The sequence below is a fragment of the Roseomonas alba genome (assembly GCF_019430885.1).
Taxonomy (GTDB): domain Bacteria; phylum Pseudomonadota; class Alphaproteobacteria; order Acetobacterales; family Acetobacteraceae; genus Neoroseomonas; species Neoroseomonas alba.
This window is the reverse complement of record NZ_JAHYBZ010000007.1, coordinates 209,084-230,715: the sequence shown is the minus strand read 5'-3', so window position 1 is coordinate 230,715 and position 21,632 is coordinate 209,084. Positions and strand designations below refer to the sequence as shown.

The 21,632-nt window shown below is 67.5% G+C and carries 19 protein-coding genes; 7 read left to right on the top strand and 12 right to left on the bottom strand.

Going from position 1 to position 21,632, the window contains the following annotated elements:
• Nucleotides 1-120 precede the first annotated feature (120 nt).
• The 8 genes from KPL78_RS20240 to KPL78_RS20205 all read right to left on the bottom strand — a co-directional run bounded on the left by KPL78_RS20240 (nt 121) and on the right by KPL78_RS20205 (nt 7,178).
• The gene (locus tag KPL78_RS20240; RefSeq protein ID WP_219764810.1) at nt 121-1,023 is read right to left on the bottom strand and encodes a Hint domain-containing protein; all 903 of its coding nucleotides are present in this window, start codon (nt 1,021-1,023) and stop codon (nt 121-123) included.
• Between the two features lie 1,284 nt (nt 1,024-2,307).
• The gene (locus tag KPL78_RS20235; RefSeq protein ID WP_219764809.1) at nt 2,308-3,279 is read right to left on the bottom strand and encodes an acetamidase/formamidase family protein; all 972 of its coding nucleotides are present in this window, start codon (nt 3,277-3,279) and stop codon (nt 2,308-2,310) included.
• Between the two features lie 8 nt (nt 3,280-3,287).
• The gene (locus tag KPL78_RS20230; protein ID WP_219764808.1) at nt 3,288-4,334 is read right to left on the bottom strand and encodes a magnesium transporter CorA family protein; all 1,047 of its coding nucleotides are present in this window, start codon (nt 4,332-4,334) and stop codon (nt 3,288-3,290) included.
• Between the two features lie 34 nt (nt 4,335-4,368).
• Entirely contained in the window at nt 4,369-4,938 is a 570-nt protein-coding gene (locus tag KPL78_RS20225) for a 2'-5' RNA ligase family protein (RefSeq protein WP_219764807.1), read from the bottom strand.
• Nucleotides 4,939-4,944: 6 nt separating this feature from the next.
• Complete coding sequence (gene mtnC, locus KPL78_RS20220; RefSeq protein ID WP_219764806.1) at nt 4,945-5,637, bottom strand: acireductone synthase; 693 nt, start codon at nt 5,635-5,637, stop codon at nt 4,945-4,947.
• Between the two features lie 7 nt (nt 5,638-5,644).
• Nucleotides 5,645-6,184 (bottom strand): 1,2-dihydroxy-3-keto-5-methylthiopentene dioxygenase, encoded by a 540-nt coding sequence (locus tag KPL78_RS20215; protein ID WP_219764805.1) that lies wholly within the window; start codon nt 6,182-6,184, stop codon nt 5,645-5,647.
• Nucleotides 6,181-6,795: a methylthioribulose 1-phosphate dehydratase gene (locus KPL78_RS20210; RefSeq protein WP_219764804.1), complete on the bottom strand. Its 615-nt coding sequence runs from the start codon at nt 6,793-6,795 to the stop codon at nt 6,181-6,183. Before KPL78_RS20210 ends, KPL78_RS20215 begins: the two co-directional genes overlap by 4 nt.
• Before the next feature lie 116 nt (nt 6,796-6,911).
• Complete coding sequence (locus KPL78_RS20205) at nt 6,912-7,178, bottom strand: twin-arginine translocase TatA/TatE family subunit (RefSeq protein WP_219764803.1); 267 nt, start codon at nt 7,176-7,178, stop codon at nt 6,912-6,914.
• A 310-nt stretch (nt 7,179-7,488) separates the two neighbouring features.
• Here KPL78_RS20205 and KPL78_RS20200 point away from each other — a divergent pair, with 310 nt between their 5' ends.
• The gene (locus KPL78_RS20200) at nt 7,489-8,496 is read left to right on the top strand and encodes a TerC family protein (RefSeq protein ID WP_219764802.1); all 1,008 of its coding nucleotides are present in this window, start codon (nt 7,489-7,491) and stop codon (nt 8,494-8,496) included.
• A 360-nt stretch (nt 8,497-8,856) separates the two neighbouring features.
• On the top strand, nt 8,857-9,822 hold the full coding sequence (locus KPL78_RS20195; protein ID WP_219764801.1) for a Bug family tripartite tricarboxylate transporter substrate binding protein: 966 nt from the start codon (nt 8,857-8,859) through the stop codon (nt 9,820-9,822).
• Nucleotides 9,823-10,024: 202 nt separating this feature from the next.
• Here KPL78_RS20195 and KPL78_RS20190 read toward each other — a convergent pair whose 3' ends face one another.
• Both KPL78_RS20190 and KPL78_RS20185 read right to left on the bottom strand, forming a co-directional pair.
• Complete coding sequence (locus KPL78_RS20190) at nt 10,025-10,984, bottom strand: Bug family tripartite tricarboxylate transporter substrate binding protein (RefSeq protein ID WP_255569244.1); 960 nt, start codon at nt 10,982-10,984, stop codon at nt 10,025-10,027.
• 46 nt (nt 10,985-11,030) lie between these two features.
• Entirely contained in the window at nt 11,031-11,981 is a 951-nt protein-coding gene (locus tag KPL78_RS20185) for a Bug family tripartite tricarboxylate transporter substrate binding protein (protein ID WP_219764799.1), read from the bottom strand.
• A 293-nt stretch (nt 11,982-12,274) separates the two neighbouring features.
• Between KPL78_RS20185 and KPL78_RS20180 the strand changes: the two genes are divergently transcribed.
• Complete coding sequence (locus KPL78_RS20180; RefSeq protein ID WP_219764798.1) at nt 12,275-13,846, top strand: calcium-binding protein; 1,572 nt, start codon at nt 12,275-12,277, stop codon at nt 13,844-13,846.
• A gap of 81 nt (nt 13,847-13,927) precedes the next feature.
• Nucleotides 13,928-15,280: a replication-associated recombination protein A gene (locus KPL78_RS20175; protein ID WP_219764797.1), complete on the top strand. Its 1,353-nt coding sequence runs from the start codon at nt 13,928-13,930 to the stop codon at nt 15,278-15,280.
• Between the two features lie 53 nt (nt 15,281-15,333).
• On the opposite strand, the gene KPL78_RS20170 is transcribed toward KPL78_RS20175, so the two are convergent.
• Nucleotides 15,334-15,993 (bottom strand): YopT-type cysteine protease domain-containing protein, encoded by a 660-nt coding sequence (locus KPL78_RS20170; RefSeq protein WP_219764796.1) that lies wholly within the window; start codon nt 15,991-15,993, stop codon nt 15,334-15,336.
• A 286-nt stretch (nt 15,994-16,279) separates the two neighbouring features.
• Between KPL78_RS20170 and KPL78_RS20165 the strand changes: the two genes are divergently transcribed.
• Entirely contained in the window at nt 16,280-16,648 is a 369-nt protein-coding gene (locus tag KPL78_RS20165) for a fluoride efflux transporter FluC (protein ID WP_219764795.1), read from the top strand.
• Here KPL78_RS20165 and KPL78_RS20160 read toward each other — a convergent pair.
• Nucleotides 16,638-17,744 carry a 4-oxalomesaconate tautomerase gene (locus tag KPL78_RS20160; RefSeq protein ID WP_255569243.1) on the bottom strand — a complete coding sequence of 369 codons (1,107 nt, stop codon included), beginning with the start codon at nt 17,742-17,744 and terminating at the stop codon, nt 16,638-16,640. The two genes, KPL78_RS20165 and KPL78_RS20160, sit on opposite strands and share 11 nt — an antisense overlap.
• Nucleotides 17,745-18,120: 376 nt before the next feature.
• On the opposite strand from KPL78_RS20160, the gene KPL78_RS20155 reads away from it, so the two are divergent.
• A complete protein-coding gene (locus KPL78_RS20155; protein WP_219764793.1) occupies nt 18,121-19,098 on the top strand; it encodes an RluA family pseudouridine synthase in 978 nt (325 codons plus the stop codon).
• Nucleotides 19,095-21,617: an AsmA family protein gene (locus tag KPL78_RS20150; protein WP_219764792.1), complete on the top strand. Its 2,523-nt coding sequence runs from the start codon at nt 19,095-19,097 to the stop codon at nt 21,615-21,617. Before KPL78_RS20155 ends, KPL78_RS20150 begins: the two co-directional genes overlap by 4 nt.
• Nucleotides 21,618-21,632: the final 15 nt, after the last annotated feature.

Here is a 21,632-nt window from a genome sequence, read left to right as displayed (position 1 = left end):
CTGGTATCTTGAGAACAGCGTTGGTGCCCTCGACGCACAAACGCTCCCCATCATGCAGGCGACGAATCGCTAATGAATAGCATGGGCGGTCATTCCGTATACGCGGTGCAGAATAGGTCGTCATGCTGCGGCCAGGGCGCTCCCGATTCGAGGCAGTACGGCGACGGCGTTGCCAATCATTCCCAGACGAAGGGAGGAATGTTGAGCATCGACCAAACTGGTACTTTCGTCGACAGCGCATTCGGCGGCGGCGCTCCGCCCTAGGCCATCGATCCATTCTGGAATGAACGGCCGCCCGTCGGGACCGACGACGATCCAGTTCTGCTGATCAGCTGTGGCGCACGGACCGGCAGCACCGGGCCAATCGCAGACGCTGGCGAGGATACCGCCGGATAGCACGAACTTGCCGTCCGGACGGATCGCAATACCGTTGGCCTTGAGCATCTCGGCGAGGTTCGCGGAGGTGAAGGTATCATCGGGGCCGTGGAGGCGGGCGCAAGGAATGCCGGCGCGGACCGCGAAGGTGTACGACTCGCCACTTGCCGGGTCCGTATAGGCCACGCGCACGATGACGTCCTCGGTAGTGCCCAGGGGCGCACCTGTGCGGGCCCGGATTGATGCACCATTTCGGTCCACAAGGCATGCATCGCGCATCAGAATGGCGGTGATTGTGTCAAAGTGGCCGTTGTCGGTGAGGCAGACATGGCCTGGCGTCACGCGCAGGCCGCGCAGATCGATGATGGTCCGCGCGACGTTCTCGAATGTGCGCGTGACGCGTCTAGGCGTCAGTGCCCCGCGGCCTTGGTCGGTATCGGGATCGAAGGCCATAACGAGGTCACCAGGACGGATTTGCTCGATCGGGCGTTCAGTGCCATCGGCCATCAGGATGGGCGTGCCGGCAACGAAGCAGTGGCTGGGAAAGGTAATATTCGGCGTCCAGCCTTGGGCCGCAGCCTCATCCATGCGACGGAAGAGTTCAGTCTCGTAGGCGGCGGCCTCAAGCGGAACACTCAGATCGTACACTGGCCCACCATCCGCAGGCGACGGGATGGCTCCGGGCGCCTCTGTCGGGAGATCATCAATCAGTGAGCGCAGCTGAGACCATGTATAACCTGTTGGAGCCCGTATATTGATCGCGCCACCCGACGTGAATTGGGGAACTCCAAGAGTATTTCCTACGGTCAACTGAACGTATACATTATCGTCGTATGTGCTACCAACACCGATCGCGGAAAAGCCAACGAAGGCGCTTCCTCTACCTAACGGCGCCTCCAGCTCAGATAATGGCACTCCGGGCGGCAGCACTGAAGCCAAGTCTACACCAAGCCCTGCCGCTCCGCTCCACGCAGCAGTAGAAAGAGAAAATGAACCTCGCGCCTGAATCTGGAGGCCACCCCCATACCCAATCTGCAATGATATCGTACCGTCTTGACGAACTTGCGGGCGCACAGAAATAATTCCCAGGCGAAAACTAAGCCCGGTTTGGAGGTACGGGTTACTTAGAAAATATTCCCACACTCCCATTTACGGTCTCCCTAAAAGCATACGGCATGCAAAATTCTGCGAATAGCTAATCCATAAACAATAATCATAAATGGATAAGCTATAAAATATTTTAAATAGAGATTATTTTTCTCCCCTACTTGAAGCTTAATAAGCTCTGATTCATCTGATCGAAAAACTATTTCTCTAAGCCCGCCATCAACGTTACCAAATAATGCATTGGTTAAAAAAACTACAATATCATTACTTATTAGAAATAAAATTATTAATGAAGCCATAAAAATGTAATTTTATACAAAAAACTCGCATGCGCTACCTCATTCAATATTTTTTTACTTTCACAGTTTATTAATTGATCTAATACGATGAGTATCGATAATATTAAAACCAGAAAAATCAATAAAGAAGCTACAATCTGTAAAGATTTTATCATATCGAGTGCCTACAATTATCCAAATTATCTCCAAAATTAATAAGGATAACTCGAGAATATACCATTTCCGATGAGCATGTCACATGCACCAATGCTCGTCCCCGTGTCTTCGCAAAAGACATTGCTTCACAATATGATCTCAATCATAAAACATAATCCCGCCCGCGTCGATGCAAACACATTCTCGCTGATATGGTAGGTTCAAGCGCCCTCAGGCACAAAGGCGCTTAGCCGGCAATTGTCATACCGCTCAATACCACGAATAGAATTCACACCAAACTGCTCACCACCAAATAGGAACTCGATATCCAAGAAGAACTGTCCCTTCCAGGAGCGGTAATAGGCGAAGGATCGCCGTAGCAGATCATGCTTCAAAACAGCAGGCCCTTCTTCAGCATGCCATGCACGCCCTTCTCGCCGTTCACCGTCTGGGTGACATGGAAATCCACGGCCAGGGAGCAGAACTGGTAAGCATCCGCATCCGAAAGGTTGGTGCGCGAGCAGATGAAGGCGATCATCTCCCGCAGCGCCTGCTTCATGGCGAGGTCGAGATCCTCGTTCAGGCCCATGGTGATGTAGTGGGTCTTGGTCTCGGCGCGGGGGAACTTCAACACCGGGTCCTTGGCGCCTCCGCCCTTCACCAGGGACAGGCGGAAATGCCCGGTGAGGCAGATTTCCAGCGCGTTGATGCAGACCTCGCCGTCGCCCTGCACGCCATGGCCGTCGCCGGCGGAGAACAGCGCGCCCTCATTGAACACCGGCAGGAACAGGGTGGTGCCCTCGGTCAGTTCCTTGTTGTCCAGGTTGCCGCCCATCGCGCGCGGCTCCTTGGTGTTGATCATCCCCCATTCGCGCGGCGGGGCGACGCCCATCACGCCGAAGAAGGGGGCGAGCGGCAGGTCCATCCCGCCTTCCTTCGGGCCGAAGGGCAGGCGGCCGGTCATCGCTTGCTTGTCGACCGGGATGTGCAGCGTGCGGCGATAGGGAAAATCCTCCGGCAGCGTGCCAAATAGCGGGCGGAAGCCGCAGAAGCCCCAGTCGTTGCCGAGTTCGATCTTCTCGATGTCGATGCGCAGCGCATCGCCGGGCTCGGCGCCGCGGACCTCGACCGGGCCTGTAATGATATGGGCGCCGAGGCGCGGCAGCTTCGCATGCACCTCCCGCAGCATCGGGGGCACGGCGAGCATCTGCTCATCCCGCGGCATCACCTCCGGCCCGCCGGAGAGGCATTCGAGGATCACCACCTCCCCGGGGTCGATCGAGGCCACAGGCGGGAAGGACGCATCGAAGGCGCCCCAGCGGCAATTGGTCAGCGAGGCGGCGACGCGGGTCGGTTCGGCCATGGGATCTCCTACAGCCAGCCTTTGCGGCGGAAATACAGGACTGGCAGGATGGCGCTGACCACCATCGCGATCAATGCGATGGGATAGCCCGCGATCCATTTCAGCTCGGGCATGTCCTCGAAGTTCATGCCGTAGATCGACGCGATCAGGGTCGGCGGCATCAGCGCGACCGAGGCGACGGTGAAGGTCTTGATGATGCCGGTCTGCTCGATGTTGATCAGGCCGAGCACGGCATCGAGCAGGAACTGCGCCTTGCCGTTCAGCGCATTGGCGTGGTCGACCAGGGAGCGCACATCGCGCACCAGGGTCTTCAGGATGTTCTGGTTCTCCTTGCGCACGGACGCCCCCTTCTCGGCGCCGACGAAGGTGAGGATGCGCGTGAGTCCGAGCAGGGTCTCCATGATGCGGCTCGTCACCTCACCGACCTGACCGAGCACGATGATGGTCGCCTTGAGCTGCTCGTCGCGCCGGTTCGCCTTGATGTTGGCGCGCGCGGCGTGGAAGGAGCGCTGGCTGGAGCGGTCCATGTCGGCGCCGAGGCGTTCGAGCACGTCGGCGAGCCGGTCCACGATCTGCTCGAACAGATGCAGCATCACCCCGTCCGGCGAAATGAGTACCGCACCGGGCTGGCGCTGGGCCCGCACGCCGAAGGTGGTGAAGGCCTTGGGCGTGGCGTAGCGCACGGTGATGAGCGTGCTGTTGGTCAGCACGAAGGTGATCGGCGTCGATCCGTATTCGCCGACCTCGACGCCGTAGAGGAAGCTCGCCGTCAGGAACAGCGCCTCCTCCTCGCGGTAGAGGCGGGAGGAGCTCTCGATCTCTTGCATTTCCTCCCGCGTCGGGATCTCGATGCCGAGGGCGGACTGGACCGCCTGCTCCTCCTGCGGGGTGGGGTTCAGCAGGTCGATCCAGATCGCGTGCCGCAGGCTTTCGGGTTCGGCGACGGCGCTCGCCGCGGCGCGCAGCTCGGGCGCCGGCAGCGACGCGGTGACATCGGACACTGCGCCCTCGCGGACACGACAGCGGCCATCCTCGACCGTCCAGGTCGTGAGCATGACAGGTAACCTCCGCTGTGGGCCTGAGGGGCTTCTAGACGCTTGTCGAGGGAGCCGCCAAGCCGGGCCGGATGACAAGGCTGCGCAGCACCGCCACGGGCCGGAAATGTACGAGTTCGAGGCGATCCGCGCGGCCGGGCCGCAGGCCGGACCACAGGGGCGCCAGATAACCGAAGGCTTGGCCCATCCAGCCGGCTTCGGTTGCGGGGCCGCCCTTCGCAAGGGTGATGTGCGGCACCCAGGCGCCGGGTCGGTAATGTGGGTCGCCGGGCAGGTCGGACAAGGCCTCGGCCAGGGCCTGATGACGCATAAGCAATGTCGATGTCACGACAGGCGCGAGGTACAGCACCGGCACCGGCGCGGCGAAGATGCCGAAGCCGGCGATGCGCAGGTCGATCGCGTCCCAGGAGGCCGCGCAGCGCGCCATCGCTGCGCCGATCCGCTCCGCGTCCACGCCATCGGGATGGATGGTCAGCGTGACATGCGGCGGATAGCCGAGGGCGAGGCTGTCCTCATGCAGCCCCGCATCGGCGAGGGCACGCCACATGGCCTCGATGGGCGCGGCCGCTTCGGCGTCGAGGCGCAGCGTGACCGCGTAGGGCATCCGTGGTCAGCCCGGGGCGGGCAGGCCGAACCTGCGCGCGACCGCGGGGAAGTCGGCGGCCTGGGGGTGGCGGTCGCAGGGCTGCGTGCCGTCCGCCTCACGTACGAGCTGACAGGTGGCAAGGCCCGCTGCCTTCGCCGCGTCCAGCTCCTCCGCGACATCCGACAGGAACAGGATGTCAGCCGGCGCCAGATGCAGCCCGGCGGCGATGGTGGCGTAGGAGGATGCCTCCCGCTTGCCGCCCACCTTCGTGTCGAAGAAGCCGGTGAAGAGCGGCGAGAGGTCGCCCGCGACGGAATGGCCGAAGAGCAGCTTCTGCGCCGCGACCGATCCCGAGGAATAGACCGCGAGTTGCAGGCCGGCGCGCGACCAGGCGCGCAGGCAGGGTGCGACATCGGGCCAGAGATGGCCCTTCAGCCGGCCGTCGAGATAGCCCGCCTGCCAGATCAGCCCCTGCAGGGTTTTGAGCGGCGTGACCTTGGCGTCCTCGCCCATCCAGGTGCGCAGGACGGATCGTGGTTCGAGGTGCAGGGCGATGTGCCGGACCTCGTCCATGATGGCCGCGACCGCAGGGTCTTCCTCATGCGCGTCGAGGAATGCGTCGAGCTCGGCCTCGGCGAAGGGGAACAGCGTTTCCTTGACGAAGGCGATGGCGCTGGTCGTGCCCTCGATGTCGGTCAGGATGCAGGACAGCGCCATGTCGCGTTCAGCCCACCGAGACGGGGATGCGCGCGGCGATGTCGCTGCCCGTGTAGTGCGGCGTCCAGCCCGTGGTGTCGGTGAAGACGCGCAGCGCGGTGACGTGCGGGACCTCCCCGGCATCGAACCAGTGCTTCGTGTTCGCGGGCACGGAGATCAGGTCGCCGGTGGTGCAATGCGCGTCGTAGATCCTGCCATCCACATGCATGACGAAGTTGCCCGCGCCTTCGTGGAAGAAGCGGACCTCGTCCTCGGTGTGGATGTGCTCGGACAGGAACTTCGCCCGGATCGCATCCTTTTGCGGATGGTCGGCGGTCAGGCGGATGACGTCGGCCGTGCCGGCCTTGGTTTCCTTGAGGAAGGCGTCGAGATGCGGGCGGTAGGCTTCGAGCACCACGTCGGGCTCGGCGCCTTCGGGCAGGGCGGCGACGGGCCAGCGTTCGAAGCGCACGCCGATGGGGGCGAGCGCCTCGGCGATCTTCGCGGCGTCGTCGGTGCGGAAGGTCTCGGCGCCGGTGGCGGCGTCGCGGATGGTCAGCAGGCTCATGGCGTTGGCCTCCGTTCTTCTTCGAGATGGCAGCGGAGCATGAATTCCAGCGCCTCCAGCCGCGTCATCGCGTGGTCCATGGAAGCGCCCCAGACATATACCCCGTGGCCGCGGATGATGTAGCCCGGCGGGGCGTCCGGCGTGGCATCCCACAGCCGGTCGAGCGCCGATTGCAGGCGCGGGATGTCCTGGTCGTTGTCCAGCACCGGGACGGCGACCGCCGTGTCATGCGTCGGCCCGCCCGGAAATGCCTTCAACAATTCATATCCGGCGAGGCGGATCGGCCCCCGGTCGCGTCGCGACAGCACCGTATTCGCCAGGGAATGGCCGTGCAGCACCGCTCCCGTATCCGGGAATCGGCGATAGATGCCGCAATGGAGCAGGGTCTCGTAGGAGGGCCTGGCACCTGGATCCCGCGCCTGGCCGGCGGCGTCCACCACCATCACATCGGCGGCGGTCAGGGCGCCCTTGTGCCGGCCCGACCGGGTGATCGCGATGTCATCCTGACCGAGCCGGACGGAGATGTTGCCCGCCGTGGCCGGCACCCAGCCCAGCGCATCCATCCGCCGGCCGGCGGCGACGATGGCGCCGGCGGCATCTTCGAAGCTCATGGGGCGGTATTCCCGAAGACAGGCCGGACATGGCACCGGCCCGGCCCTGCCCCGCGGCGACCCTGGCGGGCCGGCAGGTCAGGACGCGGGCCGGTGCCCCGGTCCGGTCAGGCGCGTCACGCCGCGGGGCGGTTGCCCGACTGCGGCTGCGCCTGGGTGGCGGAAGCCTGGCCCGCCTGGGGGCCCGAGATGTTGCCGGCCGGCGGGGTCGCCGGGGCCTGCGCCTCCATGGAGGCGTCCTTCTCGTCTTCCTTGATGTTCTGCTTGAACGACTTGATGCCCTTGGCCAGGTCGCCCATCAGCCCGCTGATCTTGCCGCTGCCGAACAGCAGAAGAATGACGAGCAGCACGACAAGCCAGTGCCAGATGCTGAACGAACCCATGGTGGCGCCTCGATCCCGTTGCCGCCGCCCCCTCGGGGGGCGGCCCTTTCCGTCAGAACGGGGCGCAACCTAGTGTCCCGGCGGCGCCCACGCAAATGCACATGGGCCATCCGGCGCCCGGCCGCAACCGGTCTTGACGCCAGCACCCGCCGAAACCATGTCCCCGGTCGATCCGGGCCCCTCTGGCGGTCGCGCGCCCTTCTTGGCAGCGTCCGTGATGTCGGATCGCGTGGCGAAAACCGCGCGGTCCGGGCCCTCTCTGCAAGGCCTGCGAAGGTAACGGGCCGCGCCAGAGAGGAAAGTTTGAGGGATGGATATCCTTTCGGCGGAATGGTTGGACAAGCCGGTCTGGATGTGGGCCGGCTTCCTGGGCGTCGTGCTGGCGCTGCTGGCCTTCGACCTCGGCGTATTGAACCGCAAGGACAGGGAGATGGGGATCGCCCAGAGCCTGTGGCTCTCGGCTTTCTATATCGGTTTCGCGATGATCTTCGGCGGGGGCATCTGGTGGGCCCATGAGACCGGGATCCTGACGACCGCGGACGGTACCCATGCCGGGGTCGCCTTCTTCACCGGCTTTTTCATCGAGAAGGCGCTGTCCATCGACAACGTCTTCGTCATCAGCCTGATTTTCACTTATTTCGCGATCCCCCGCGCCTACCAGTACCGGGCGCTGGTCTGGGGCATCCTGGGCGTGATCGTGTTGCGCGGCATCATGATCGCGGTCGGCGCGGCGCTGGTGCAGGAATATTCCTGGATCCTGTTCCTGTTTGGCGCCTTCCTGATCGGCACCGGCATCAAGATGCTGGTGGTGGCCGATGACGGCGAGCAGGACATCGCGCAGAACCCGGTGGTTCGCTTCATGCGCCGCCACATGCGGGTATCCGACCGGCTGCATGGGCAGAAGTTCTTCGTGAAGGAGGAAGACCCGAAGACCGGCGCGCTGGTCCGCACGGCCACGCCGCTGTTCCTGGCCCTGGTGGTGATCAACATCGCCGACCTGGTCTTCGCGGTGGATTCCGTGCCGGCGATCTTCGCCATCACCACCGACACCTTCATCGTCTACACGGCCAACATCATGGCGATCCTGGGCCTGCGCGCGCTGTACTTCGCGCTGGCGGCCATGGTGCACCGCTTCCACTATCTGAAGTATGCACTGGCCCTGGTGCTGGTCTTCATCGGGGCGAAGATCTTCTGGAACCAGATCGTGGGGAAGGTCGATCCGGCGATCTCGTTGGGGGTGACGCTCGCCACCATCACGGGCGGCATCCTGTGGTCGCTGTGGAAGACCCGGAAGGAGGCAGAAGCCGCCTCCTCATGACCCCGGGGCAGGAGGGCGGGGCCGGCAACGGTCCCGCCCTTCCCGGTCCGGGCCAGATATCGGCGGCGGCCTGCACCGTCAGCGGCGTGCCGCCGGCACCCTCACCGGCGATGGCGAACCCTGCATCGGCGGGGAGCCCGGTGTTGAGCAGCGTGAGCACCCGGTCGCCCTCTGCCGTTGTCACTGTCCATTCGCCGCGCGGGCTTCGCGCAGCAGGCGGGTCGACCCATGCCCGCGACTTGCCCGGGACGCCTCCGGCATGGTCAGCTTCGCGGCCCTCGCGCCGCCAGGTCGCCGCCCGCAGCGACCTGCCCCCCCGCCTGTCCCTCGAGGGTCAAGAACGACACGGAGGAAACGGACATGCATCGCATCATTGGCCGCCGCGCCCTGCTCGCCGCCCCGGTCGCCGCCGCGCCGGCCCTTGCGCAGGACGTTTTCCCCTCCCGTCCGATTACCATCGTCAACGCCTATGGCGCCGGCGGGCAGACCGACATTGCCACCCGGCTCACGGCCGAACGGCTCGGCGCGGCGATCGGCCAGCGCGTCGTGGTGGAGAACCGTGTCGGGGGTGCGACCTCCATCGCCTCGACCTATGTCGCGCAGGCGCGGCCGGACGGATACACGCTGCTGGCCGGCACCAGTTCGCTCGCGATCAACCCGACCTTGCAGCCGCGCCTCACGCCGCGTGATCCGCGGGCGGAGCTGGCGCCGGTCGGCATGGTCTATCGCGGCGCCTTCGTCTTCCACGTCTATCCCGGCCTGCCCGTGCGGACGCTGGCCGAGTTCATCGCCTATGCGAAGGCGAACCCCGGCAAGCTGAACTATGGCGGCGTCGTCGGCACCGTGGTGCATCTGGCGACGGAGATGCTGTGCCAGAGAGCCGGCATCGAGATGACCGCCGTGCCGAACCGTGGCGGGGTGGAAGGGCTGCTCGACCTCCAGGCCGGACGCATCCACTGCAACTTCCAGTCGCCTGTGGAGGCCATGCCGTCCCTGCAGGACGGCAAGACCCGGGCGCTGGCCATCTCGTCACGCCAGCGGCTGCCCAATCTGCCGGACATCCCCACGGTGGCCGAGACCCTGCCGGGCTTCGAAGCCGTGCTGTGGATGGCACTGTTCGCGCCCTCCGGCACGCCGGATCCGGTGATCGACAAGGTGGGCTCGGCGCTCGCGACGGTGACCGCGGACCCGGATTACCAGGCGCGCATGGCGCAGATCGGCCTGGCCGCCGAGACCGGCAGCGCGGCGGATGTCCGGACGCTGCTCGCGGAGGACACCGTCAATTGGCGCAAGGTGATCACCGAGGCGGGGATCCGCACCGACTGACCATCGCCGGTGCGCCATGGCGTTCGGGCATTCGTCGTGCACGCCGGATCGCCGGCATCGGCGTTCCGGGCGGGGCTGCCGCACGCGCGGGCCATCATCGAAGCTGAGGTTCGTGACGCGATGGGGACGGGCCTTGCCCCTCTGCTTCGTCGCCAGTCCCCGATCTTCGGGCCCGTAGGGCGGCGCCCCACGATCGGTGCCCTCACCCCACTTCGATCTTTGCTTCCCGCACGATGCGGCCCATCAGAGCGCGCTGTTCCGCGACGTAGCGCGCGAAGACGTCGGGATCCGTCCCAACCGGGATGGCGCCGAGGGCGTCCAGCCGCTGGCGCACCGTCGCATCCGCCAGCGCGTGCTTGGCCGCTTCGTAGAGCCGCTGCACCGCCGGCGCCGGCGTGCCGGCCGGGGCATAGAGCCCGTTCCACTCGTTCAGTTCATAGCCTTCGAAGCCTTGTTCGGCGATGGTCGGCACGTCGGGCAGTGGCGGGATGCGCTGCGCCGTCGTGACGCCGAGTGCCACCAGGCGCCCGTCGCGGACGAGCTGCAGCGTCGACGAGACCGTGCCGAAGACGAAGACGATCGCTCCGCCGAGCAGATCCTGCAGGGCCGGGGTGCCGCCGCGATAGGGGACATGGGTGATCTCGAGGCCCGCGCGGTTCAGGAACAGCGCCGCCGCCAGATGCGCCGCCGTGGCGTTGCCCGAGGAACCATAGGAAAGCTGCCCGGCCCGCGGCCGCGCCCAGGTGATGAACTCCTGCACCGTCTTGGCCGGGCAGTGCTGCGGGTTCACCGCCAGGATCTGCGGCAGCACCACGACCTGGCTGATCGGCGCGAACGCCGTGGCGTAATCGAAGCCGAGGCCGCGGATGACATGCGGGTTCACCGTATGAGCCAGTGCATCGACCATAATGGTCTGCCCGTCCGGCGCGCTGCGGGCGACTTCCTGGGCGCCGATCGACCCGCCGGCGCCGCCGCGGTTCTCCACCACGACGGATTGCCCCAGGAAGGTGCCCATCGGCCCGGCGAGCAGGCGGGACGTCGTGTCCACCCCGCCGCCCGGCGGATAGGGCGCGATCAGGCGGATGGGGCGGGTGGGGGCCCAGGGGGCCTGCGCCATGGCGGGCGTGGCGATGGCGGCGGCGAGCAGCGCGCGGCGGTACATTCCGGTTATCCTCCCGATTGACGGGAGTTCCATGCCCCGCCGGGGGCTAGCTGTCGAGCCGAATGCCTTCGTCACGGATCAGCGCTTCCATGACGCCGCGCTCCTCGGCAAGGAACCGGGCGAAGGCGGCCGGGCCGCCGGCCGCCGGCGTCAGGCCGAGCGCGGCCAGGCGCGGTGCCAGTTCCGGCTGGTTCACCGCATTCGCGGCCGCGGCGGCGAGCCGCGCGATGACCGGCGCCGGCGTCGCGGCGGCGACCAGCAGGCCGAGCCAATCGCCCATGGCGAAGCCGGCGAAGCCTTGCTCGGCGATGGTCGGTACCTCGGGGAACTGGCTGGCGCGTTGCGCCAGGGAGACGGCGACCGGTCGCACCCGCCCGTCGCGGATCAGCGGCGCGGCCAGCGCGACCGAGGTGAAGCCCATCGGCACGTCGCCGCGCAGCAGCCCGGCAATCTGGTCAGACCCGCCGCGATAGGGGACGTGCTCGCCGGGGATGCCGGCTCGCCGCAGCAATTGCGCCATGGCGAGATGCGTGCGCGCCCCGACCCCGACGCTGCCGTAGCGCGCCTGCGCCGGATCCGCGCGCAGCCCGGCGAGCAGGTCGGGCAGGGTTGCCGGGCCGAATTCGGCGCGCACCACGAGGATCAGCGGCAGGGTCGCGAGCAAGGTCACGGGCGCGAGGTCGCGGACATAGTCGAAGGACAGCCCGCGCATCAGGAACGGGTTCACCGTCTGCCCGCCGGAATCGAGCAGCAGCGTCGTCCCGTCCGGGGCCGATTGCGCGACAAACCCGGCGCCGACGGCACCCGACGCCCCGGAGCGATTCTCCGGTGTCACGGTGCTGCTCAGCACCTCCGACATGCGCGGCGCGATCAGCCGCCCGAGGATGTCGGTCGATCCGCCCGGCGGGAAGGCTATGACCAACCGGACCGGCCGGTCATGTGTCTGGGCCAGGGCCGGCGTGGCGAAGGGCAGGGCAAGCAGGGCGCGGCGGAGCATGGCGCCCCCGTCGCGCCGGACCGGGTTCGCGTCAAGCGACAGTGAGATGACACCCTCGCCGCCCCGAATCGCGACCCGTGGGCGAGGAATTTCCTCGCCCATCATCAGGGTTGTGGATGCGGCGGGGCGGTCCGGGCGGGTACGGAATCCGGGCCTCCCTGGATCGTGATGCGCCCGCGCCCGCACAGACCTCCGGACCGGTGCGCGATCCGCGGGGGCGGCATGTCAACAATGAAGGCTAGCGTCGCGCCCGGACGACACCGCCGTCGCAGCCCTGTCGAAGGAAAGCGTCCATGGCCTACATCCTGGGTACGGCGGCTGCGAACATCCTGAATGGTACCGCCGCGGCCGATGTCATCTACGGCAACGCCGGCAACGACCGGATCAACGGGCTGGCCGGCGACGACATCCTGATCGGCGGCCTCGGTGCAGATACCTTCGTCTATTCGCCGGGCAGTGGCTTCGACGCCATCGTCGATGGCGGCGCCGGCGACGTGCTGCGGGTCGAAGGCTACGCCCATGGCTACAACTGGTCCGTATCCAACGACACCGACCTGGTTGTCTGGTTCGTCGAGGATGCGGACTATCGCGGCGACCCCTCCTCCGGCGTCCGGTTGGTGAACCATTTCCGCGGTAGCGCGATCTCCTACATCGAGGGCGATTTCACCACGAGCAACGCCAGCTACGGCACGGATGTCACCCTTTCGCGCCTCTATTTCACCCCCGGCGGCACGGGCATCGACCAGGGGAACCACGCGGAAATCCTGATCGGCACCGCGCAGGATGACCTGATCACCTCGGGTGGCGGCTTCTTCCATGAGATGTTCGGCCAGGATGGCGACGACACGCTGCTGGCAAGCCCGGGGACGACCTATGCCTTCATGCATGGGGGCGACGGCAATGACCTCCATCTCGGCGGCGATGGGCGGGATTCCTTTCGCGGCAACCGGGGATCGGACACCTTCGATGGCGGTGGCGGCACCACGGATGCGATCGAATTCCGCGACAGCACCGATGCGGTGAAGGTCGACCTGGCCAGGACCACCCTCCAATATGTCAGCGACTATGACGGCGGTGACATCATCCTCAACGTCGAACAGGTCTATGGCAGCCGTTGGAACGACACGCTGCTGGGCAGCGCGTCGGGCGATATGCTGGTCGGGCGCGATGGGCGCGACATCCTCAACGGCCGCGCCGGCGCGGACACGATGGATGGTGGTCAGGACAACGACATCTACTATGTCGACAATGCCGGCGACGCGGTCTGGGAGTCCGGCTACCACAATGTCAGCGGCTACGATCGCATCGTCTCGACCGTATCCTATGCGCTGAGCGACTCCGTCTATGTCGAACGCCTGAGCCTGTCCGGCGGCGTCGCGGTCAATGCTCAAGGCAACTTCCTGAGCAATCGCCTGGACGGCAATGCCCTCGGCAACACGCTGAGCGGCCTCAACGGCAATGACCTGATGTTCGGCTTCGCCGGCAACGACACGTTGCTTGGCGGCGAGGGCAATGACCGCCTGCTGGGCGGCGCCGGCGCCGACAGTCTCGTCGGCGGCAACGGCAATGACCGCTATGAATGGGATGCAATCACCGACATGACCGGCGACCGCGTCGTGGGCTTCGTGAAGGGCCAGGACATCCTCGATCTCGCGACCATCGACGCCAACACGGCCACCCCGGCCTACGAGGATTTCACCTTCATCGGCAGTGCCGCCTTCACGGGGGCGGGGCAGGTCCGCGCCCAGCTGGTCGGCGGCAACACGGTGGTGCAGGTCAATGTGAATGCCGCGCTCGCCTTCGATGCGCAATTCACCCTGGAAGGCTTCACCGGCACACTGGCGGCCAGCGACTTCGCACTGTGACAGCCCGTCCGGAAACGCGCCCTTCCGCGCGTTTCCGTGGCCGGGCTGGGGCTCGGGACGGCGTCGGCCTATGATGGGCCCATGGCACCCCGCCCTCCACTGCCCGACCTGTTCGGGGCCGAACCTGTTGCCACGCCAGGCGATGCCGCGCGGGGCGAAGCCGCAGCGCGCCCGCTCGCCGACCGCCTGCGCCCGCGGACCCTGGCCGAGGTCGTCGGCCAGGACCACCTGCTCGGCGAGGAGGGCGCGATCGCGCGCATGCTGGCGCGCGGGTCGCTCGCCTCGCTGATCCTCTGGGGCCCGCCGGGGGTGGGCAAGACGACCATCGCCCGCCTGCTGGCTGAGGCGGCGGGGCTGCGCTTCACCGCGCTGTCGGCCGTCTTCTCCGGCGTCGCGGATCTGAAGCGCGCCTTCGACGAGGCTCGCGCGCGCAAATCCAACGGCCAGGGCACGCTGCTCTTCGTGGATGAGATCCATCGCTTCAACCGCGCCCAGCAGGACGGCTTCCTGCCGGTGGTCGAGGACGGCACTGTCACCCTGGTGGGTGCGACCACTGAGAACCCGTCCTTCGCGCTGAACGGCGCGCTGCTGTCGCGCTGCCAGGTGATGGTGCTGAAGCGCCTGGACGATGCCGCGCTGGAACTGCTGCTCGAACGCGCCGAGGCGCTGACCGAACGCAGCCTGCCGCTGGACGACGCCGCGCGCGCGACGCTGCGCGCCATGGCCGATGGCGATGGTCGCTACCTGCTCAACATGGCGGAACAGCTCTTCGCCCTGCCGGCGCGCACGAAGCCACTCGACACCGCCGCGCTGTCCACGCTGCTGGCGAAGCGTGCCGCGCTCTACGACAAGGATCGTGAGGAGCACTACAACCTCATCTCCGCCCTGCATAAGTCGATGCGCGGGTCGGACCCCGATGCGGCGCTCTACTGGTTCGCGCGCATGCTCGTGGGCGGCGAGGATCCGCGCTACATCGCCCGGCGTCTGACGCGCTTCGCCGCCGAGGATATCGGCATGGCCGATCCCCGCCTGCTGCCGTTCGCCATCGCGGCCTGGGAGACCTACGAACGCATGGGCTCGCCCGAGGGCGAACTCGCACTGGCGCAGCTTGTCGTGCACCTCGCCACCGCGCCGAAGTCGAACGCGGTCTACAGCGCCTTCGGTGCGGCGATGCGCGCGGCGCGGGAGACCGGCAGCCTGATGCCGCCCAAGCACATCCTCAACGCGCCGACCAAGCTGATGAAGGAACTCGGCTACAGCGCCGGCTACGAATACGACCACCAGGCGGAGGAAGCCTTCTCAGGCCAGGACTACTTTCCCGAGGAGATGCAGCGCCAATCCTTCTACCGCCCGACCGATCGCGGCGCCGAGGCCGCGATCGCCGAACGCATGGCGCATTGGGAGACGGTGCGACGCAAGCGCAGGCGCGGCTGAGACAAGCGTCAATACGGGCGACGCGCCACCCAGCGCATCGCCCGACGAACGGGTCAGCGAACTACTTCGAACACGTCGACGTAGTTCACGCCAAGGAACTCGCCAGCGTAGGCCTCGAACATGTTCCAGGTGAAGTCGAAGGAATCCTTCGCGCTGATCCGGTATTCGCCCATGTTGGGGTCGAAGAAGTAGAAGTGCTTGCCGCCCAGAACCGAGCCGTGGGAGGAGTAGCTTGCGACCATGTGCCCGGCATCGCCGGTGCTGGTCGACAGGCCGATGCTCCAGAGCGCATAGGTGCCGGGCGGGTCCGCGACGTCGGTCGCCGTGTCGGCGAGCTTCCTGAAGTCGCTGCTGAACACGCCCTTGCAGTTCGATCCCACCCGCAGGGAATAGGCCTTCAGGGCCTCCCCATACATCTGGGTCATCGCGGTGTAGCTGTCGCCGTCATTCGTGCCCGAGGCGACGTGGATGTCCTGCGACTTGCCGCCCCAGATGAAGGCGGCGTTGGTGTAGATCGCCCTCATGCGCTGGTCGGCGGTCTCGTTGTGGAACATCATCCGCCGCGCAACCCAGATCATCGAGAGGCCGGTGCAGATGCCGTTGCGCTTACCGTCCGACAAGGGCGCGTTGTAGAGCGCCTGGAACAACTGGTCATTCCCGAGAAACTGTCCCTGGTCCAGCGACCAGGTCTTCTCGTAGCCGTCGACCTTCATGGTTCATCCTCCAGATGACGTTGCCTCGCGCTGAGCGGGAATGGCTGGCCACGCGCCGATAGTCCGCAGGAAGGAAACGGCAGGCGGCCGCAGCGCATGCCGGGTCGGGCCGCATGCGTCGTTGCGACGGTCTGTCCGGGCTTTCCCGACGGCCTTCAGCCGAAGCGCCATCCCTGATCACGTGATCGCGACGCTAATCCGGCGAAACGACCGGCACAATCGGGTGCCGTGTCATGATGTCTCTCGCTGTGCAATATTTCATGGCGTCGCGTGGAGTCCGCCATTCATGGCCGCTGTCAGCCTGATCTCAGTCACGCTCGTCGCCCTCGGCGGTGCGGCGGGATCGGTCCTGCGCTATCTGACGTCAGTGCTGGCGCTCGAATGGCTTGGCGCAGCCTTCCCCTGGGGCACGCTGACGGTGAACGCGATCGGCAGCTTCGCGATCGGCGCGCTGGCGGGTGCCGATGTCGAGGGCGGCGCGCGGCTGCTGCTGGTGACCGGCCTGCTCGGCGGCTTCACCACCTTCTCGGCCTTCTCGCTCGAAGCGACGATACTGTGGGACCGCGCGCCGGCGCTCTCCATCGCCTATGTCGCGGTCTCCATCATGCTCGGGGGCGCGCTCTGCCTCGCCGGCTTCTGGCTGTTCAGGCGGTAGGCCGGCCGCCCCAGATTCGGGCGGGGATATAGACCTCGCCGGCCATCAGCTTGCGCGCGGTGCGCAGCGTGCCGCCGCCCAGCACCTCGACGCCGTCATTGCCCAGGCGCTTCGTGCTGATCACCGCCTCCATCTGGCCGGTCGGATGTTCCAGCACGATGGTCTCGCGCTCGTTCGGCCCGATGCGTGCCAGGCCGTCCGCCACTGTCCCCGGCAGCATGCAGGCAGTGGCGATGCAGATGCCGCCCGTCACGGCCATCGCCTCATGGCACGCCAGGGGCGTGAAGTAGCGCGCCGCGATCCCCGACCCGCCCGCCGGCTCGGCGACCATGGCGAATTTCGGCATCACCTTGCCCTCGGCATCGCCCATGCCCATCGCGAGCGACGCCGCGCGGCGGATGCGCTCGATCCGCGCCATGAAGTCGCGATCGGCGTCGAGTTCCTTCGCACTCTCCCGCGCCGTCTTGCCGAGATCCGCCGCGCGCGCGATCACCACCGGCATGCAGACATCGAGGCAGGTGACCTCCACCCCCTCGATCGCATCCTTGGCATTCCCGGTCGGCATCAGGCTGCCCGTCGCTCCACCGACCGCATCGGCGAAGTTCAGCACGATGGGCGCGGCCGTGCCCGGCACGCCGGCGATCGCCGTGTCGCCGTCATAGGTCACGCGCCCGCCCGGGGTCTGCACCACCGCCTCGATCAGCGCGCCGGTGTTCACCGCGCGGATCAGCACGGAGGTCTCGCCCGCATGCGCCGGCACCAGGCCTTTCTCGATCGCGAAGGGTCCGATCCCCGCCAGCATGTTGCCGCAGGTGGGCCCGAAATCGACGAAGGCCTTGTCCACCGAGACCTGCGCGAAAAGGTAATCGACCTGCTGCTTCTCGCCCTTGGCGGCCGGGGACACGATGCAGACCTTACTCGTCAGCGTCGTCGCACCCCCCAGCCCGTCGATCTGCCGCGCATCGGGCGACCCCATCGCGGCAAGCAGCACCTGCGCGATGCCGTCCCGCGTATCAGGCAGGTCGGAAGCCAGGAAGTAGGGGCCGCGGCTGGTGCCGCCGCGCATCAGGGTGCAGGGGATCGCGGTCTGGGTCATGGCCCGCATTCAAGCGCGAAAGCGGGCGTCTGTGCAGTGCGGTGGTTGTGGGAATGAGGTCCTATCAGAGCGAAAGGCGCTATTGGAGGGGCTCTGCCCCTCCAAACCACCCCGCCAGAGGCCCGAGGCCTTTGGAAACCATCACTTGGCGCCTTGCCCGAAGGAATGCCCGTCGTTTCGCGCCCGTTGTGCACAGGAACGGGCTTCCTGGGCCTTCATGCATGAAGTGCCCGGCACCAGATCAAGGTTTCCAAAGGCCCTGTGGCCTTTGGCGGGGAGGGTTCGGGAGGGGCAGGGCCCCTCCCGCTGAGCCCCGCGAAAGGCTAAAGACAAAGGTCTCAAATCGCCTCACCCCTGCTCGTGGTATTCTCCCCCCATGCCTGTGATCACCCGCACTGTCCGTCCAGCGGATGGCGAACTTCGGCTCGACCGTTGGTTCCACCGCCACTACCCGATGCTCACCCAGGGTGCGCTGCAGAAGATGCTGCGCACCGGCCAGATCCGCGTGGACGGCAAGCGGGCCGAGGCCAATACGCGCCTGCTTCCCGGCCAGGCCATCCGCGTCCCGCCCATGCCCGAGGGCCAGGCCCCCCTGGCCGAGGCCAAGCCGGTCGATCCCCGGGAGGCAGCGGCGCTTGAGCGCCTGGTGATCTACCGCGACGACAGCGTCATCGCGCTCGACAAGCCGCAGGGCATGGCAGTGCAGGGCGGGCCCGGGATCATCAAGCACCTGGACGGCATGCTGGATGCGCTGCGCTTCGGCTTCGAGGAGCGGCCGCGCCTGGTTCATCGCCTCGACCGCGACACGACCGGCGTGCTGCTGCTGGCCCGCACGCCGGCCGCGGCGTCGAAGCTCGCCGCAGCGTTCCGCGGGCGCGATGCGCAGAAGACCTACTGGGCGATCGTGGTCGGCCGGCCGCACCCGTTGGAAGGTCGCATCGACATGCCACTGGCCAAGCACGCCGGCGGCCATGGCGAACGCGTCGTGCCATCCGATTCGAAGGATGCCGCGCGCGCCGTGACGCTGTTCCGCACCATCGATTCGGCGCAGAAACAGGCGGCGCTGCTGGAACTGACGCCGCTCACCGGTCGCACGCACCAGCTCCGTGTCCACTGCGCCTCGGCGCTGAAATGCCCGATCCTCGGCGACGGCAAGTATGGCGGCGCGGCCGCGCATCCGGAAGGATTCGGCGACCGGACCCTGCACCTGCACGCCCGCGCCCTGCACCTGCCGCACCCGGAGGGCGGGATGCTGGAACTCGCCGCCCCTCTGCCGCCGCATATGAAGGAAACCTTCACCTTCCTCGGCTTCGACAAGCCGCGCACGCCGTCCTGCCGGCGCGTCCGCGGATGAAGCGCGCGACCAAATGGGCCGTCGGCCTGCTGGCCGGCGCGGTGCTGCTGGCGGGCAGCGGCCTGGTCGCGCTGACCTATGCGCTCGATGCCGGGGCGATGACGCCGCGCCTGATCGCCGCCATCTCCGCCGCGACGGGGCGCCTGGCCAGCCTGGGGAGCGTGTCGCTGCATCTCGGCCTGACACCGCGCCTCGTGGTGGAACGCGCGAGCCTCGCCAACCTGCCCGGCGGATCGCCGCAGCCCATGGCGAAGATCGGCCACATGGAGGCGAGCCTCGCTCTGCTGCCCCTGCTGCGGGGGGAGATCGCCTTTCGCCGCATCGCCATCGACGATGCCGACATCCTGCTCGAGCGCCTGCCCGACGGCACGCCGAACTGGGTGATGCATCCCGCCCCGCGCGATCCTGCCGCACCCGCGGCGCCCCGACCCGCGGCGCCGCGCGCCGAGACCGGGCAACGGCCGATCACGGTCGGCGTCATCACCCTGACCAACAGCCGCATCACCCTGCCGGACCCACGGCTGGGCGTCGTCACCGTGCCGGCCGCTCGCATCGAAGGCCTGGCTGGCGAGACGGTGGAGAGGATCACCGCGCGTCTCGGCGTGCAGGGCGTGGCGTTCGACCTAACGGGGACGGTGCCGGCGGCCCCGGCGCCCTTGCGCGCGACGCTCTCCACGGGGCGGAACAGCCTGACCGTCGCGGGGCGGCCCGACACCGGCTTCACGCTGGATGCGACCCTGCCCGAAGCGGCGGCGCTGCGACCCCTGATCGTCGCGTTCGCGCCGGGCGTCACCCTGCCCCCCGCCTTGCCCGAGGTCGCCGGCCAGCTTCGGCTCGGCCCCGATGGGCGGCCCCTGGCCGCGACCCTGCGCGCCGGCGCGGTCGACCTGGCGCCGTTCCGCCCGGGGCTGCGGCTGACGCGGCTGGAGGCATCCATCCCCGCCCTGGATCAGCCGGCCGCCATCGCGATGGCCGGCAGCCAGGCCGATCTGCCCTTCACCGCGCAACTGACGGTGGGCCCGGCGACACTGCTGCTGCCCGGCGCGGCCGAGGCGCCGCTCACGGTCTCCCTCCAGGCCGAAGCTGCCGGTGTCCGCGCCGAGGCCAGTGGCCGGATCGAACGGCCACGCAGCGTCCAGGGCGCGGCCTTCGACATCCGGTTGACCATACCGGACCTCGCCGCCCTGGCCTCGGTCCTGCCCGATCCGCCGCCGCTGCGCGAGGCGACCGTTGCGGCCCATGTCAGCGCGGATACGCCGCTGACCGGCCCCTATGTGGTCGAGGGGCTGCGGATCACCGGTCCCGACCTCGCGGCCCAGGGGCGTTTTCGCATCACGCCGGGTCGTCCGCTCGGCGTGTCAGGGCAGTTGCAGGCCGACCACATCGACCTCGACGCTCTCACGCGGCGACGGGCCGAGGCGGCACAAGCCGCACCCCCACCGCCGGCTGCACCCCCGTCCGCGGCGGTACCGCCTTCCGCGGCGGCCCCGCCACCATCCACCGCGCTGCCGCAAACCGAAGGCGGGCGGCGCGTCATTCCCGACATCCCGCTTCCGCTCGCCGGGCTCGCCGCCTGGCAGGGCCAGGTCGCGGTCCAGGCCGCCACAGTTCGCGTCGCCCGCGAGGAGTGGCGCGACCTGCGTACCACCGTCCTGAACCAGGATGGCGTGCTGCTCGTCGAACCCCTGGCGGTCACCACTCCCGGCGGCCCGGTGCAGGGGCGGCTGCGGATCGACACGCGCAACGACCCGCCCGCCCTGGCGCTGTCCCTGCACAGCGTCGGGCGGGGCCTCGACCTTGCCGCGCTGCGCCGCGCCCGGGGCGAGCCGCCCAGCCTCGAAGGCCGGGCTGAGGTCATCATCGACATGACGGCGCGTGGCCGCACGACCCGCGCCGCCGCGGCCACGCTGTCCGGCGAGGCGGGCCTCGCCATGATCGAGGGCCGCCTGGATCACGCCGGGGCGCTGCGGCTCGGCTCGGATCTGGTGCGCCTGCTGTTCCCAGCCATGCCGCGCGAGGGCGTCGCCCTGCGCTGCCTCGCCCTGCGCGTGAGCGCTGAGGACGGTATCGCCCATACCCGTGCCCTGCTGCTGGAAACCTCCGCCGGTCGGGTCGAAGGCTCCGCCGCCTTCAACCTGCGCGAGGAGACGGTGTTCGCGCGGTTGCTGCCGGATGTGCAGCTCTTCGGCGTACAGGTGCGCGCGCCTGTCGCCATCGGCGGCACCTTCGCCGATCCTCGGATCGGCGTGGACCCGGCTGCTGCGCTGGTTCAGGTGCTGCGCGACACTGCCGCCAACCGACTGTGGGATGACGCGACGCTGGAATGGCTGCGCGGCCGGATCACCGGCCATCACCCGGCCGGGGAATGCCCGGATCAGCTCCGCCTGGCGCGGATGGGCGGCGACGGGCCAGTGCCGGCGCCCACGCCGATCGTCCCGGGCGTGCCGCGCGAATTGCAGGGGACGACGCAGGATATCCTGCGGGGGCTGGATTCAATTCTGGGCGGCCGGCGGCGGTAATGCGCAGGGGACGGC